At 70.6% G+C, this 14,152-nt stretch carries 13 protein-coding genes; 5 read left to right on the top strand and 8 right to left on the bottom strand.

Annotated features, from left to right (window positions below):
* Nucleotides 1-17: 17 nt before the first annotated feature.
* A complete protein-coding gene (locus ACIHEJ_RS31920) occupies nucleotides 18-1,811 on the top strand; it encodes an ABC transporter ATP-binding protein (RefSeq protein WP_400140643.1) in 1,794 nt (597 codons plus the stop codon).
* 80 nt (nucleotides 1,812-1,891) lie between these two features.
* Nucleotides 1,892-3,904: a multicopper oxidase family protein gene (locus ACIHEJ_RS31925; protein WP_400140645.1), complete on the top strand. Its 2,013-nt coding sequence runs from the start codon at nucleotides 1,892-1,894 to the stop codon at nucleotides 3,902-3,904.
* 53 nt (nucleotides 3,905-3,957) lie between these two features.
* Here ACIHEJ_RS31925 and ACIHEJ_RS31930 read toward each other — a convergent pair whose 3' ends face one another.
* The 3 genes from ACIHEJ_RS31930 to ACIHEJ_RS31940 form a co-directional block, all read right to left on the bottom strand.
* On the bottom strand, nucleotides 3,958-4,359 hold the full coding sequence (locus tag ACIHEJ_RS31930) for a GNAT family N-acetyltransferase (RefSeq protein WP_400140647.1): 402 nt from the start codon (nucleotides 4,357-4,359) through the stop codon (nucleotides 3,958-3,960).
* Entirely contained in the window at nucleotides 4,343-5,614 is a 1,272-nt protein-coding gene (gene purB, locus ACIHEJ_RS31935; RefSeq protein WP_400140649.1) for an adenylosuccinate lyase, read from the bottom strand. The genes ACIHEJ_RS31930 and purB overlap by 17 nt, the downstream gene beginning before the upstream one ends.
* A gap of 65 nt (nucleotides 5,615-5,679) precedes the next feature.
* Nucleotides 5,680-5,943 (bottom strand): hypothetical protein, encoded by a 264-nt coding sequence (locus ACIHEJ_RS31940; RefSeq protein ID WP_400140650.1) that lies wholly within the window; start codon nucleotides 5,941-5,943, stop codon nucleotides 5,680-5,682.
* Between the two features lie 237 nt (nucleotides 5,944-6,180).
* Between ACIHEJ_RS31940 and ACIHEJ_RS31945 the strand changes: the two genes are divergently transcribed.
* Nucleotides 6,181-7,356, top strand: a complete 1,176-nt coding sequence (locus tag ACIHEJ_RS31945) for a glycosyltransferase (RefSeq protein ID WP_400140652.1) — start codon at nucleotides 6,181-6,183, stop codon at nucleotides 7,354-7,356.
* 170 nt (nucleotides 7,357-7,526) lie between these two features.
* Here ACIHEJ_RS31945 and ACIHEJ_RS31950 read toward each other — a convergent pair whose 3' ends face one another.
* Nucleotides 7,527-8,603 (bottom strand): nucleotide disphospho-sugar-binding domain-containing protein, encoded by a 1,077-nt coding sequence (locus ACIHEJ_RS31950; RefSeq protein ID WP_400140654.1) that lies wholly within the window; start codon nucleotides 8,601-8,603, stop codon nucleotides 7,527-7,529.
* Between the two features lie 41 nt (nucleotides 8,604-8,644).
* The gene (gene rfbA, locus ACIHEJ_RS31955; protein WP_400140656.1) at nucleotides 8,645-9,514 is read right to left on the bottom strand and encodes a glucose-1-phosphate thymidylyltransferase RfbA; all 870 of its coding nucleotides are present in this window, start codon (nucleotides 9,512-9,514) and stop codon (nucleotides 8,645-8,647) included.
* Nucleotides 9,515-9,713: 199 nt separating this feature from the next.
* Between rfbA and ACIHEJ_RS31960 the strand changes: the two genes are divergently transcribed.
* The gene (locus ACIHEJ_RS31960) at nucleotides 9,714-10,712 is read left to right on the top strand and encodes a Gfo/Idh/MocA family protein (protein ID WP_400140658.1); all 999 of its coding nucleotides are present in this window, start codon (nucleotides 9,714-9,716) and stop codon (nucleotides 10,710-10,712) included.
* 101 nt (nucleotides 10,713-10,813) lie between these two features.
* On the opposite strand, the gene ACIHEJ_RS31965 is transcribed toward ACIHEJ_RS31960, so the two are convergent.
* Genes ACIHEJ_RS31965 through ACIHEJ_RS31975 form a run of 3 tightly spaced genes read right to left on the bottom strand, consistent with a single transcriptional unit; the run spans nucleotide 10,814 to nucleotide 12,568 of the window.
* Nucleotides 10,814-11,428, bottom strand: coding sequence for a dTDP-4-dehydrorhamnose 3,5-epimerase family protein (locus ACIHEJ_RS31965; protein ID WP_400140660.1), 615 nt, complete (start codon nucleotides 11,426-11,428; stop codon nucleotides 10,814-10,816).
* An 18-nt stretch (nucleotides 11,429-11,446) separates the two neighbouring features.
* On the bottom strand, nucleotides 11,447-12,109 hold the full coding sequence (locus tag ACIHEJ_RS31970; RefSeq protein ID WP_400140662.1) for a sulfotransferase family protein: 663 nt from the start codon (nucleotides 12,107-12,109) through the stop codon (nucleotides 11,447-11,449).
* Nucleotides 12,110-12,127: 18 nt separating this feature from the next.
* On the bottom strand, nucleotides 12,128-12,568 hold the full coding sequence (locus ACIHEJ_RS31975; protein WP_400140664.1) for a carboxymuconolactone decarboxylase family protein: 441 nt from the start codon (nucleotides 12,566-12,568) through the stop codon (nucleotides 12,128-12,130).
* Nucleotides 12,569-12,847: 279 nt separating this feature from the next.
* On the opposite strand from ACIHEJ_RS31975, the gene ACIHEJ_RS31980 reads away from it, so the two are divergent.
* Nucleotides 12,848-14,152: an amidase gene (locus ACIHEJ_RS31980; protein WP_400140666.1), complete on the top strand. Its 1,305-nt coding sequence runs from the start codon at nucleotides 12,848-12,850 to the stop codon at nucleotides 14,150-14,152.

Raw genomic sequence — 14,152 nt, forward strand, 5'->3', positions numbered from 1 at the left:
ACAGAAAGGAGACCAGGGTGAGACCCTCCGGCTCGGCCACCGCTCATCTCCCCGTACAGAAGCGACGCATCCTCGGACTGTTCCGCCCCTACTGGAGGAGCCTGCTGTTCGTCGCGCTCCTGGTCGTGGTCTCATCCCTGGTCTCCCTCGTCAACCCCTTCCTGATCCGGGAGATCATGGACGTGGCGCTGCCGCAGGGCAGGAGGGGACTGCTGTCCCTGCTCGCGCTCGCCATGATCGTCGTCTCGGTCGCCACCAGCACGTTCAACGTCTGGCAGACGTATGTCTCGGCCAAGGTCGGCCAGCTCGTCATGCACGATCTGCGCACCGCCGTCTACGCCCATCTGCAGCGCATGTCGCTGGCCTTCTTCACCCGGACCCGCAGCGGCGAGGTGCAGTCGCGCATCGCCAACGACATCGGCGGGATGCAGGTCACCGTCACGACCACCGCCACGGCACTGGTGTCGGACCTGACGATCGTCGTCGCCACGGTCACCGCGATGGCCACGCTCGACTGGCGGCTGACCATCGCCTCGATGATCATCCTCCCGGCGTTCGTCTGGGTCAGCCGCCATGTCGGGGACGAGCGCCGGGTGATCAGCCGCGACCGGCAGCGGCAGCTCGCCGTGCTCTCCTCGACCGTGCACGAGTCCCTGTCGGTCAGCGGGATCATGCTCGGCCACACCATGGGCCGCTCCCGGTCGCTGACCGACACCTTCGCCGAGCAGTCCCGCAAGCTCACCGAGATCGAGGTCCGCGCGAGCACGGCGGGCCTGTGGTACCAGTCCACGATCTGGGTCGTCATGGCCTCCATGCCCGCGGTGATCTACTGGGTGGCCGGGCTGACCGGGTCAGGCGGCCACATGTCCATATCCCTGGGCGCCCTGGTCGCCTTCACCACCCTCCAGCAGGCCCTGTTCCGGCCGGCGCAGCGGCTGCTGAGCATCGGGCTGGACATCCAGAGCTCCCTGGAGCTGTTCGGCCGCATCTTCGAGTACCTCGACCTGCCCGTCGACGTCGCCGAGCCGCAGTCCCCCGTCGAGCCGGCCGAGCTGCGCGGCGAGGTGTGCCTGCGCGGGGTCGGCTTCTCCTACGCGGGGGCGGAGCGGCCGACGCTGCGGGACATCGACGTGACCGTGCCCGCCGGACGCAGTCTCGCGATCGTCGGCGAGACGGGCTCGGGCAAGACCACCCTCAGCTATCTGATCCCGCGGCTGTACGACGCCACGTCCGGGTCCGTCACCATCGACGGCGTCGACGTCCGCGACCTGTCCTTCGCCACGCTCACCGCCGCGGTCGGCGTCGTCTCCCAGGAGACGTACCTCTTCCACGCCTCGGTCGCCGACAACCTGCGGTTCGCCAAGCCCGACGCGACCGACGAGGAACTGGTCGCGGCGGCGCGGATCGCGCGCATCCACGACTATCTGACGTCCCTGCCCGACGGCTACGACACGGTGGTCGGCGAGCGCGGCTACCGGTTCTCCGGCGGGGAGAAACAGCGGCTCGCGATCGCCCGCGCGATCCTGCGCGACCCGCCCGTCCTGGTGCTCGACGAGGCCACCAGCGCCCTGGACACCCAGACCGAGCAGGCCGTCCAGAAGGCCATCGACGCGGCCAGCGCGGGCCGTACCACCATCACGGTCGCCCACCGGCTGTCCACCATCCGCGAGGCCGACGAGATCCTCGTGCTGGAGCGGGGCCGGATCGCCGAGCGCGGCACCCACGAGGAGCTGCTCGCCCTCGGTGGCCACTACGCGACGCTCGTCCACCGGGACGGCGAGATGGTGGCGGCGGCCGGCCCCGTGGCCTGAATCCGACGGCTCCGCAGGTGGGCGGCGCACTGGAGCCGGACTCGAGGGCGCCGAGAGCGGGCGTGCCTAGCGTCTGGCAAATGGAACGAAGATATGACGACAAGTCAGACATTCCCGCGCCGGACGCCGGCCCCTCGGACGTCGCGTCCCTCAAGCGCCGCACGCTGCTGCGCGGCGGCACCGTCGCCGGGCTCGGCGCCCTGGTGGCCGGAACCCCCTTCTTCGCCCGGACCCGGGCCGAGGCGGCACCGGCCCCCGGCGGACCCGAGCCGTCGGCGCCCGAGCTGAAGCTGACCAAGTTCAAGGACCCGCTGCGGATCCCGCCGGTGCTGCGGCCCCACGAGCACGGCGACCACGACGAGCTGACCGTGCGGATGCGCACCGCCGACGTCACCGTGCACTCGGATCTGCCGCCGGTGACGATGTGGACCTACGAGGGCAGCTATCCGGGTCCGACGATCGAGACGACCCGCGGCCGTCCGCTCCGGGTGGCCTGGGAGAACCGGCTGACCGGGAACATACCGGTCACCGCCGTCGACTTCGGCCAGGCCAAGGGCCCGATGGCCGACCCGCTCTCCAACTACCCCGGGACGGACGGCTGCCAGGAGGTCGCCGGGGTTGCGGGCCTCGGGCCGTGGGCCGCGGTGCACCTGCACGGCATGCTGGCCGGCGGCGGCAGCGACGGCTGGATGGAGAACCTGATCGCACCCGGCGAGGTACAGCTGTGCGCGTACCCGAACGGCCAGGCCGCGACGACCCTCTGGTACCACGACCACACCCACCACGTGAGCCGCTTCACCGTGTTCGCCGGGCTCACCGGCCTGTTCGTCGCGCGCGGCCCCGAGGAACGGGACCTGGACCTGCCCAAGGGCGAGCACGAGGTGCCGCTGATCCTCAGCGACCGCAACTTCGGCCTGGACGCGCAGGGCGCGCTCACCGGCCGGCTGGTCCACAAGGTGGAGATGGTCGGCGCGCAGCGGCTGATGCGCGCACACGCGGCCCCGTACACCCTCGTCAACGGCGTGGTCTGGCCGTACCTCGAGGTCGATCCGCGCTGGTACCGGTTCCGGATCGTCAACACCGCCAACTCCCGGCTCTACCGGCTGATGCTGCTGGCGGACGGCAAGCCCGTCCCGGGCGCGCTCACGGTCGTCGGTACCGACCAGGGCCTGATCGGCAAGCCGGCCGCGGCCGACGGCGCACTCAACCTCTCCCCCGGTGAACGGGCGGAGGTGCTCGTCGACTTCAGCGCGTTCCCCGGTCAGGCCCTGAAGCTGGTCAACACACTGGACGGGGTCGTGCCCGGCACCTCCAGCAGACGCAACGACCTGCTGGAGCCGGACGTGATGCAGTTCCGCGTCGCCGACCGGCGGCCGAACACCAGGTTCAAGCTGCCCTCGGCGCTCTCGCCCACCTTCCGGCGGGTCACCCACGACGACCTGCCGAAGGACGCCGGCCGGCGCTGGGTGCTGATCGTCGGCCCCGGCTCGGCGAACATGCCCGAGATGTGGGAGATGGAGGAGGTCGACGCGGCCGGGATCACCTTCCCCTCCGCCGGGGTCGTCCAGGTCAAGGACGCCGACGGCACCCTCACGACCCTGCGCCGCAAGGCCATGGACTACGACGACGGCGGCACGTTCACCGCCACGCACGACGGCGTGGAGGTCTGGAAGTACCTCAACCTCACCGGGGCCCCGCACCCCATGCACATCCACCTGGCCCACTTCCAGGTCCTCTCCCGCGAGACGTACGACGTCACCGGGTTCGACCGGGCCACCCGCGGCTCGGCCACCCCGATGACGTTCAAGGCCACGTCCGTGCTCGAAGCCCACGAGACCGGCGAGAAGGACATCATCCGGGTCGGGACGGCAGGCCAGATCACGACCGGGCCGAACGGCACCCCGGGTGAACTGGTCACCGTGGCGGTGCGGTTCCCCGCCGTCGGCAGGGGCGTCCACCACTGCCACATGCTGGAGCACGAGCAGAACATGACGCGCCCCCTCGTGGTGACGCCCGCCGACCACATGGGGGTCATGCCCATGGCCGGCATGGACATGGGCGGCATGGACATGGGCGGCATGAGCCATCACTGACCGGACGCAGAGCGCCCGCGCCGGGGACCGGCGCGGGCACTGCGGACGGGGCGTCAGGGGTTCAGCACCCAGGCGGAGTGGTGCGCGGTGAAGCCGATGTGCGGGTAGTACTCCGTCGCGGCCGGCGCCGACAGCAGGACGATCTTCGCCTGCGGCGCCTCCTTGCGGGTCGCGTCGATGAGTTCCCTGCCGATGCCGGAGCGCTGGTGGGCGCGGACGACCGCGATGTCGGACAGGTAGGTCACGTAGGAGAAGTCCGAGACGCTGCGCGCGATGCCGACCAGCTCTCCGTCGACGCGGCAGGTGACGACCAGGTTGGCGCCCCGCACCATCGCCGCCATGCGCGCGGTGTCCTCGACCGGCCGGCGCTCGCCGAGGCCCGACTCCCGGTAGACCCTCAGCACCTCCCCGAGGTCCAGATCGGCGCCGTTCTCCCGCTCAATGGTCCAGCTCACGAAGGTTCTCCAGTCGCTTGTGGATGACGTCATGGTGCACCAGGAAGCGTTCGGGGCCCAGCAGACCGGCCTCGACCCCCTCGGTCCTGAGCAGGGTGAGGAAGTCCTCCCCGTTCGCGGCGTCCTGGATCATCCGGTACGTCCGCTCGCGCTCGCTGCCGCTCTCCAGGAGGTCGGCGAGCACCGCCGAGCTGTAGGCCAGCCCGCCCGTGTGGTCGATGGCCTCACGCATCCGGTCGGGGAACACCTGGAGTCCGCGCACCAGGTCGGCCGCCGCGGTCACCTGGTAGTGCGCGACGGTGAACGCGTCCGGCAGGACGACCCGTTCGACGGACGAGTGGGACAGGTCCCGCTCGTGCCACAGCGCCACGTTCTCCAGCATCGTCCCGGCGTACCCGCGCAGCAGCCTGGCCAGCCCGGACAGGCGCTCGCTGGTCGTCGGGTTGCGCTTGTGCGGCATGGCGCTGGACCCCTGGTAGGCGGCCGTCCGGGGCTCCTCCACCTCGCGGACCTCGCTGCGCGACAGCAGCCGGACCTCGACGGCGATCTGCTCGACGCAGGCACCGAGCGTCGCGATCGCCTGCACGAGCTGGGCGTGCCGGTCGCGGGCCACGACCTGGCTCGGCGCCGGCTCCACGCCGAGGCCGAGCCGCGCGCACACGTGCTCCTCGACGAAGGGGTCGATCAGCGCGTACGTCCCGACGGAGCCGGAGATCGTGCCCACCGCGACCTGCTCACGAGCCTGCTTCAGCCGCCGGACCGAGCGGTCGACGGCGAAGGCGAACCCGGCGAGCTTGTGGCCGAACGTCGTGGGCTCGGCGTGCATGCCGTGGGTGCGCCCGATGCACGCCGTGTCCCAGTGCTCCAACGCCTTGTCCACCAGCGCGCCGCGCAGCTGCGCCGTGGCACCGGTCAGCAGGTCGCAGGCGCGGGCGAGGGTGTGCCCCAGGGCGGTGTCCACCAGGTCGTAGCTCGTCATGCCGAGGTGCACCCAGCGGGCGGAGTCATCCGGGATGTCCTCGCAGAAGGCGGCGAGGAAGGAGAGGATCTCGTGGTCCCGCTCACGCTCGAGCTCGGCGACGTGCGCCGCCGACGGCACCCGGGCCCGCCGGATGTCCTCCAGGGCGCCCTGGGGAACCCGGCCGAGCAGCGTCTGCGCCTCGGAGGCCAGGACCTCCACCTCGGCCCAGGTGGTGTAGCGGGCCTGGTCGGTCCAGAGTTCCGCCATCTCCGGCCGTGCATAACGGGGTATCACGAACGTCGAACCTCCTCGGGAATGACCACCGGCCCGCGGGACGCGAAGGCACGGCGCACCGGAATTCAGGCGGCCTTGCGGACGATCTCCACGGAACCGGCGTCCAGCAGGGTGCGGACGGCGGCCTCGCCGCCGGCGACGTCCAGGTCCATGTCGTGAAGACGGCCGATGACGTTGCGGATGACCTTTTCCGTCTGCGTGTCCTCGGTGCCCTCCCAGACCAGGTCGGGGAAAACGGTGAGAAATACCTTGTCGTTGCCCTGCGAGAAGATGTTGACTTCCATGATGTCCCGGAGAGCCATACGGGCGTTGTAGATCAGGGTGTTCATATGGGCCACCGACTTTCGATATCCGCTTTGCTGCGGCTTTCTCGCCACAGCTTCTGTCCCATGGTGGCCAGCCACCCGGCCGACGTCATCTCCGACGTTGCCGTTCAACCCGTTCAACTGCGGGAAATCCGCGATCGAACGGGTCGCCAATTGAGGGTGATTGACAGAAAAAGGCGGCGCCCTCGATGGTGTTCGTAAATGTGTCAGGCCGCGTCTCACTAAAGCATCCGGAGTGCCATGAAAATCCTGTTCATCACCACGGGAAGCCAGGCCACCTACTACGCGACCGCACCGCTGGCGACGGCCGCGCGGAACGCGGGCCACCAGGTCATCCTGGCCGCGCACGAGCCGTGGGTGGAAACCGCGGAGGCCATCGGACTCCCCACGTTCTGCTACACCGTCGACCCGATCCGGCACTTCATGCGGATCACCAACCCGGGCCGGGGCCTGCGCTTCCCCCGCGAGCTGGGCGACGACGAGATGATCGGCCAGGGCCGCGGCTTCGCCCGGATGGGCCTGGCCGGCGTCGAGTCCCTGCTGGAGCTGGCCAAGGACTGGACCCCGGACGTGGTCGTCGGCAGCTCGCAGAGCTACGCGGCGATGCTGCTCGCCGCCCACCTCAAGGTCCCGTACGTGCGCCACGTCGAGTACCTGGGCATCCCGGTCACCGGCATCGACCCGGGCGCCGAGCTGGAGCTGCAGCCCGAGCTGGAGCGCCTGGGCCTGGACGGGCTGCTGAAGCCCGACCTGTTCATCGACTCGACCCCGCCGTCGCTGCGGCCGGCCCACGACCCCGCTGCGCAGCCCATGCGCTGGATCCCGAGCAACCCCCAGCGTCGCCTGGAGCGCTGGATGTACACCCGCCCCGAGGGCCGTCGCCGCGTGGTCATCACCTCGGGGTTCCGCAGCCTGATGTTCCGCGACCCGGGCTGGTCCATGCCGCTGCTGGTCAGCGAGCTGAACGAGGCGGGTGCCGAAGTGCTGATCGCGGCCTCGCCCGGTGCCGCCGAGCGGTTCGGCTCGGAGCTGGGCGACGCGCGCGTCGGCTGGATCCCGATGGACGTCGCCGCCGCCACCTGTGACCTGGCGGTGCACCACGGCGGCGCGACCACCGCCACGACCTTCATGGCCAACGGCGTGCCGCAGCTGATCATCCCGGAGAACCCCCCGGAGTTCCCGCCGAACTACCACCGGGAGGCCATCGCCAAGGTCATCAGCGACTTCGGTGCCGCCAAGACGCTGTGGCCGCAGGCGGAGCAGCCCGACAAGGCGCCCGGCGAGGTCATCGCCGCCGCCTGCCGCGAGCTGCTGGAGACGCCGAGCTACACCGAGCGGACGCAGTTCCTCGCCAAGGAGATCTCGACCCTGCCCACGCCGGGCGAGATCGTGCCGAAGCTCGAAGCGCTGGTCTGACCGCAGGTCCGGCTCCAGAAAGGGAACCGGCGCTCCCCCGCAGCGCCGGTTCCCTTTCTGCGTCGGCCCGCGACGCGAATCGCCCTGAGACCCCCGGAGAACTCCCCGTGGATCTCAGGGCGATTCGCGTCGTGCCGGCCGGCCGGTGGCACCGGCCGGCCCGTGGGCGGTCAGCGCGCGGCCACGGCCTCCAGCTCGCGCAGCACTTCGGCGGGGGTGGGCAGCGACGCGGTCTCCGCGGCGACGGCCCGGGTCCGCTCGGCGTACCGGGGGTCGGACAGGATCTCCCGGCAGCCCTCGGTGATCAGCTCGTCGGGGTTCCGGCCGTCCTGCGGCCGGTGCTTGTCGACCATCAGGGCGGCGCCGGCGTCGCGGACGGCCTCCGCGACGGCCTTGCCGTAGCCGTTGTCGGGGACGATCAGCTGCGGCACGCCGGAGTTGACCAGCGTCATCGCGGTGGTCGCACCGCCGTGATGGACCGCCAGGTCACAGGTGGGGGCGACCACGTCCAGCGGGATCCAGCCGATGCGGACGTCGCCCAGTTCCGCGCCGAACCGCTCGGCGGCCTCCGGCAGCGCGGCGATCAGCACCTCGGCCCCGGCCCCGGTCAGCTCGTCCACCAGCGTCCGCAGCGAGCTGCCGGCGGTGTCGAGCATCAGGTTGCGGGTGCCCGCGGTGATCAGCACCCGGTGGCGTCCCTCGGGGCGGGTGTACATCCAGGGCTCGACCCGGCGCTGGCTCACCCGGGGCACCCAGCGCATCGACCGGGCGGCGGGGGCGCCCGGCGGGCGCAGGGACGGCGGGCACAGGTCGATGAAGAGGTCGGGCTCCGGCAGTTCGGTCACGCCCAGGCGCTCCAGCTCCGGCTGCAGCTCCTCGACGGCCTTGCGGTCGCGGCGCGCCATCGGGGCGATGTGCCAGATGTGCCGGACGTAGGGGACCTTGAGCCGGGCGGCGAGCACCCTCGGCACGTGCGACAGCCCGCCGACGACGATGTCGGGGGACCACACCCGGGTCAGCTCCAGCAGGGCGTCGAGCCGGACGCCGGCCGTCATGGCCTCCTGGCCGTAGCGCATGCGCTCGGGGGTGATGCAGACCGCGGGAAGCCCCACGGAAGCGGCGGCGGCCATCAGCGGTTCGTCGGCGGCGACCAGGATCTCGTGGCCGGCGTTCCGCGCGGCGGCGGCGAGCGGGGCGACGCCGAACACGGCCGCCTGGCTGCCGCCGACGGTGAAGAGGAATTTCACGGCGGTTGAACTCCTTTCGGTGAGGGAGACGTCGGGGACGCTCAGCCGGCCTCGGCCATCTCCATGATGTATTTGCCGTAGGCCGAATTCGCGATGCGGCTGCCCAGCCGGTAACAGGTCTCCCGGTCGATGTAGCCCATACGCCAGGCGATCTCCTCGAGACAGGCGATGCGCACGCCCTGTCGGTGTTCCAGGACCTGCACGTAGTCGCCGGCCTCCATCAGGGCGTCATGGGTTCCGGTGTCCAGCCAGACGAAACCGCGGCCGAGCGGAATCAGGGTGGCCTCGCCGCGCTCCAGATAGACGCGGTTGAGATCGGTGATCTCCAGCTCCCCGCGCTCCGACGGCTTCAGTTCCCGCGCGAAGTCCACGACCTTGTTGTCGTAGAGGTAGAGCCCGGTGATCGCCATGTTCGTCTGCGGCTTGGCGGGCTTCTCCTCGAGCGCGACGAGCCGGCCCCGGGCGTCGAGCGTGCCGACGCCGTAGCGCTCCGGGTCGCGCACCGGGTAGCCGAAGAGGACGCAGCCCTCGATGTCCTGCGCGGCCCGCTGCACCATGGGGCCGAACTCGTAGCCGTGGAAGATGTTGTCCCCCAGCATCAGGGCGACCGAGTCGTCCCCGATGTGGTCCGCGGACACCAGGAACGCGTCGGCGAGTCCCCGGGGCTTGTCCTGCTCCGCGTAGGTCAGGGATATACCGAGCCACGAGCCGTCACCGAGCAGCCTGCGGAACATCTCCCGGTCATCGGGGGTGGTGATGATCTCGATCTCGGTGATCCCCGCCAGCATCAGGGCCGACAAGGGGTAGTAAATCATCGGCTTGTCGTAGACCGGGAGCATTTGCTTCGAGACACCGAGCGTGATCGGATGAAGTCTCGTACCATTGCCGCCGGCCAGGATGATGCCCTTCACCTTGGCGCCTCCTCAGTGGATTCGTGCCCAATGGGCGGATGCCCGCACTTTATAGCGGGAGAACGCTGGACCGAAAGCTGCCTTTACCTTCACAAGAGCCGTGTAAATCGGCGGGTATTGACGAACGAAGCACCGCCCGCCCAAGCTGACATCATCCCGGTTCAGGCACGCGAATTCCTCTTGTCGTTTAGGTGGACCTGTGAATATCGAAGAACTGACATCTGTTCAGGAACCCGAGCGGAGGGCCGGTCTCGGCATCATCGGGTGCGCCGACATCGCCGTACGGCGCGCCCTCCCGGCGATCCGGGAGTCGCCGTTCCGTCTGGTGGCGGTGGCGAGCCGGTCACCGGAGAAGGCCGAGGGCGTCGCGGCCCCGTACGGCTGCCAAGCCGTCGCGGGGTACGACCGGCTCCTGGAACTGCCCGGGATCGACGCGGTCTACATCCCGCTGCCGAACAGCGAGCACGCCGAGTGGGCGCGCCGGGCGCTGAGCGCGGGCAAGCACGTCCTGATCGAGAAGCCGGCGGTGCCCAGCGAGGAGACCGCCCGGGCCCTCGTCGCGCTCGCCGAGGAGCGCGGCCTGGCCGTCATGGAGAACTTCGCGTTCCTCCGGCACCCCCAGCACGAGCAGGCGCGGTCCCTGCTGGCCGACGGGGCCATCGGCGAACTGCGCGCCTACAACGGGGCCTTCGGCATCCCGCCGACCGACCCGAACGGGATCAAGTACCAGGCGGAGCTCGGCGGCGGGGCGCTGTGGGAGGTCGGCTGCTATCCGGTGCGCGCGGCCCAGGAGTACCTCGGCTCCTCGGCACAGGTGCTGGGCGCCGCCCTGGAGTTCGACCCGAAGCTGGGCGTGGACGTCTCCGGGGTGGCGCTGCTGCGGGGCGACAACGGCGTCACCGCGAACTGTTCCTTCGGCCTGTCCCACAGCTACCGGTCCACGTACGACCTCTGGGGCAGCGAGGGACGGCTGACCCTGGAGTGGGCGTTCACCCCCTCACGGGACGCCCGGCCGGTGCTGCGGCTGGAGCAGCGGGACCGCGAGACCAGGATCGTCGCCGCGGCGTCGGACCAGTTCCTCGGCGTGTTCCGCACGTTCCACGACGCCGTCCGCGACCCGGCGGCGCGTACGGTGCACCACCGGGAGCTGGTGCGCCAGGCCGGACTGATGTCCCGGATCCGCGCACACGCCCTCTAGGGCCTGTCCGACAGGCCCCGGCAGGACGAGAACGGCAGCCGGCGTCGGTGGACGCCGGCTGCCGTTTCTTCTCGTGGGCCCCGGGGAAGCGCGGGGGGCCGTTACTTGACGCAGCCGTTCAGCAGAGCGGGCAGGGAACGCGGCAGGCACTGCTCATAGGTGGGCAGCAGGCCGGCCGCGGCCGCCTCGGCCAGGGTGGGGGCCACGGCGTCCTTGTCCGAGCGGATCGGGGGTTCCTTCAGGTCCCACGGCAGGGCCAGCTCCGGATCGAGCGCGTCGACGTCGATCATGGTGCCCGGCACGTACTCCTGCCCGCAGAGGTAGCTCATGCAGGTGTCGTCGGTGAGCGCGAGGAACGCGTGTCCCACGCCGTCGGGCAGGTACACGGCCGTTCCCGACTCCGGGCTCTGGTGGGTGACGTCGTACTGGCCGAACGTCGGCGAACCCACCCGGAGGTCGACGGCGATGTCGAGCGCGGCCCCCCGGACACAGGTGACGAACTTCGTCTGTCCGGGCGGGACCTTGGTGCCGTGAATTCCGCGCAGGGTGTTTCGCTTGGACACCGAGTAATTGACCTGGCGGACGGTGAACTCCCAGCCGCTCTCGGCCAGCAGTGCACTCGCCTTCACCGCTTCGAAGAAATATCCCCGGCGGTCGCTCAGCGGCTCGGGTTCGACGCGATAGGCGCCGGGTACCTTCATTTCCGAGATCAGCACCGAATTCTCCTCGCCGGCTCAGCCGGCGGAGGCCGGAGCGGCCCCGGCCGCCTCGGCGATCCGCCGGCGCATGGCCTCGGAGTCGTTGGCGTGCGGGAACGGCTCGTCGGGGACCTCGACGCCGAGGAAGGCGCACAGCGGCTCCCAGCCCTGCTTCACGTCGTAGACGAGGACCTTGTCCGCACCGAGGGCGCGCACCACCTCCTCGTTGTGCCGGTGGTAGGCGGCGACGGCGTGCTCCTGGTCGGAGAACCGGCCCTCGAAGAGGCCGTCCCAGACCATCGCGTTGACCACACGGAACAGGCGGTCCTGCCGGGATCCGGGCTGCGGCGGGTGCTCCTTGCTGCGCAGCGCGAACTGGTACAGCGTGTCGTAGGTGCTGCGGTACCAGCGCTCGGCGTCGCGCACCGTCAGGATCACCCTGGCCTCGGGGAACGCCTTGCTGATCTGCTCGTAGTAGACGGCGCAGGGGCCGTCGACCGCGGAGGTGTAGCCGTCGAACATCGCGGCCCAGTCGGGCTGTTCGCCCGCGCAGACGATCTTCTCCCACTGCTCGAGGCGCCGTTCGTCGCCGACGATGTCGAACATGTGAAAGCAGGGGCCGAGACCGAGCCGGTCCAGGGCCACCTGCAGGGACGTGGTGCCGGTCCTGCCCAGGCCGGCGTTGATGAGCTTCAACACGGTGCGGTGTCCTCCTCGTCAGCGCCAGGCCGCGGGTTCCTGGTCGGTGGCCACGTTGACGCGGTTCCAGAAGTTGACCAGGCCGATGTGCATGACCAGCGCGCCGAGCTGCTCGTCGGTGTAGTACTGGGAGGAGTCCTCCCAGACCTCGTCCGACGCCATGTCCTGCGGGTCGGTCATCAGGGTGACGGCCTCGGCCATGGCCAGCGCGGCCCGCTCGGCATCGGTGAAGCAGGTCTCGGTCTGCCAGCCGGTCACCCGCAGCAGGCGCTCGTCGAGCTTCCCCTTCGCCTCGTCGTCGAAGGTGTAGACACGGCCGTTGATCTCGCTGACGCGCAGCCGGACGAGGTCGAGGGTGGTCTGCGGCACGCCGACCTTGCCGATGACCTCGGTCAGGTCGAGCAGGGGCTGCAGGGCGCCGGGAACGACCAGGGAAGGGTTGTCCATCCGTGGAGTCATCGGGTCTTCTCCTGTGCGATTAAGAAGCGTCTGAATTACCTCGGAAACATGCTGCTCCGCACGCGGACCAATCGGCAAGAAATCTTGTTCAACTGCGGATTGCGCGCAGATGCAACACCCGCAATCCGTAAGTTGCGTTGAATTCGGGCGATGACTTGTAGTGGTCTCGTGTCAGACTCCACCACAACGAAGAGTAGGCAGCCGGTACGCCGCGGCATTCATGAAACACGGCAATTTCTTCTCGAAGGTCGTTCCACGGTCGTCGAGCAGGTGTCCGGCGTGCTCACCGCCATCCGTGAGACGGACCCGGGGATCGGCGCGTACGTCGAGGTCGCGCACACCCGTGCGCTGCGGGAGGCCGAGGCGGCCGACCGCCTCCTCGCCGCCGTCGGCGAGGCCGCCTTCCGCGACCGGCCGCTGCTCGGCGTCACGGTGTCGGTGAAGGACCTCGTCCAGACCGAGGACCTGCCCACCCGGCGGGGATCGCTGCTGCCGAACCGCCGTACCGCCGCCGACGCTCCCGCCGTGGCCCGGCTGCGGGCGGCCGGCGCGATCGTCGTGGGGAAGACGACGACGTCGGAGTACGGCTGGAGCGCGTCCACCGTCAGCCGGGTGTCCGCCCCCACCCGTAACCCCTGGGCGCCGGACCGGACCGCCGGCGGCTCCAGCGGGGGTTCGGCGGCCGCCGTGGCGGCGGGTCTGTGCACCGTCTCGCTCGGCACCGACGGAGCCGGCTCGGTCCGCATCCCCGCGGCGTTCTGCGGCGTGGTCGGGTTCAAGCCCTCCTACGGGCGGATCCCCTATGTGCCGCCGTGCGCCGAGCGGTTGTCCCACGTCGGGCCGCTGGCGCGCAGTGTGGCGGACGTCGCCGAGCTGATGCCGGTGCTCTCGGGCCCCGACCACCGCGACCCCGACTCGGGGACCGTGCCACCGCCGCCCACGGCACCGCCCGCCCCGCTGCGCATCGGCTGGATCGAGTTCCCGGGCACGGCGGACCCGGTCCGCGACGTCACCGAGGGCGTGCTGCCCGTGCTGACCGCGCTGGGGCACCGCGTCGACCGCATCGAGGTCCCGTTCCCCGACCCGTACGGCGCCCTGGTGGACATCCTCGCCGCCGCCGACGCGCACGGCACCCCACCGGCGGACGACTCGCGCTGCGACCGGGGCCGGCTCGCGATCGTGCGGTACGGGCGCTCGCTGAGCGCAGCCGCGGTGGCCCGTGCCGAGGAGGCCCGGCTCGCCCTGCGCGCGCGGCTCGCCATGGTGATGGAGTCCTACGACCTGCTGGCCATGGCGACCGTCCCGATCGAGCCCTTCGCCGCCGACGCGATCGGCCCGCCCTGGGCCGCCGACCCGGCGGACCTGCGCTGGCTGTCGTGGTCCCCGGCCGCCCACCCCTTCAACCTCACCGGTCAGCCCGCCCTGTCGCTGCCCGTCGGCCTCACGCCGGCCGGGCTCCCTGTGGGGCTGCAACTCGTGGGCGCCGTCGGCGCCGACGACCTCGTGCTCTCGGCCGCCGGCCTCCTCGAGACGGCGCTCGGCCTCACCCTCACTCCCCCCGGCAGCACAACGGAAGGAACATGA

The sequence above is a fragment of the Streptomyces sp. NPDC052301 genome (assembly GCF_044593395.1).
GTDB lineage: Bacteria > Actinomycetota > Actinomycetes > Streptomycetales > Streptomycetaceae > Streptomyces.